This window comes from Moorena sp. SIO3I6 (genome assembly GCF_010672095.1).
The window spans coordinates 1-1,185 of the sequence record NZ_JAAHHU010001527.1; the positions used below are offsets into that span (position 1 = coordinate 1).

Genomic DNA, 1,185 nt, shown 5'->3' on the forward strand with positions numbered 1-1,185 from the left:
AAGTGCGATCGCGTCAAGGTCTAGCTTACTCGGTCTACGGGGTTTGGAGTGTTCGCTATGACTATCCGGGTTTGTTTATTGCTGGGGGACAAACTCGCTCTGAAACCACGGTACCCTTTATTAAATCCGTTCTAGATGAAATCCAGAAACTTCGCACTAGTCCGATTAGCTCAGAAGAATTGGCTAAGGCAAAAGAAAGTGTTCTCAACTCCTTTGTGTTCAACTTCCAGAAGCCAGAGCAAACCCTATCTCGGCTGATGCGCTATGAATACTATGGCTACCCAGAGGATTTCATCTTCCGTTATCAAAAGGCAGTCACAGCTACTACCATTGAGGATGTACAGCGGGTTGCCGAACAGTATCTCAAACCTGAGCAGATTGTTACGGTAGTTGTGGGCAATGCTTCCCAAATCAAACCAGCCCTGACTAGCCTTTCCCAGGACATCACCGTCTTAGATATTACGATTCCAGAACCACAAAACAGCTAGTAGATTAATGGCAAATTGTTAATGGTTAATGGTTAATAAAGAAAAAATCGATTCACCATTTGCCACATACAATTTGCCCTTTGCTATTCTCAATGCGTATTCTATTCCTACATCCCAATTTCCCTGCCCAGTTTCGCCACATAGCAACTGCTTTAGCTAAAGATAACCGCAACCAGGTTGTGTTTGGTACCAGGCGCAAGGAAGGGCAACTCCCTGGAGTGCTCAAAGCTCTTTACAATCCCTCTAGGGAAGCACGTCCAGAAACTCACCACTATGTTAGACCCTTAGAAAATGCCGTACTTCAGGGTCAAGGCGTATATCGCTTAGCCAATCAGCTCAAGGCTAAGGGATTTGTTCCTGATGTGGTCTATGGTCATTCGGGTTGGGGACCAACGTTATTTATCAAAGACGCTTTCCCCCAAGCCAGATTACTGTGCTACTTCGAGTGGTTTTATCATGCCCATGGCACAGATGCTGATTTTGATCCATCCGAGCCCCTAAACGCTGACGATGAAGCCCGGATTCGGATGAAAAATGCCCCGATTCTGTTAGACCTAGCCAGTTGCGATCGCGGATTGTCTCCCACCTACTGGCAGCGCCAGCAATTTCCAGCGGACTTCCACAGCAGAATTACCGTGCGTCATGATGGGGTGGATACCGAATTCTTTAAACCCAACCCAGGGGCAAAGTTAGTACT

Annotated in this window: 1 protein-coding gene and 1 pseudogene; both read left to right on the plus strand. The window is 46.8% G+C overall.

The window, feature by feature from the left end; all coding sequences use genetic code 11:
• Positions 1-488, plus strand: a 488-nt coding sequence (locus F6K49_RS50895; RefSeq protein ID WP_293110530.1) for an insulinase family protein, incomplete at its 5' end; no start/stop codon positions are given.
• Between the two features lie 92 nt (positions 489-580).
• A pseudogene (locus F6K49_RS50900) lies at positions 581-1,185 on the plus strand (glycosyl transferase family 1); the annotation flags it as partial.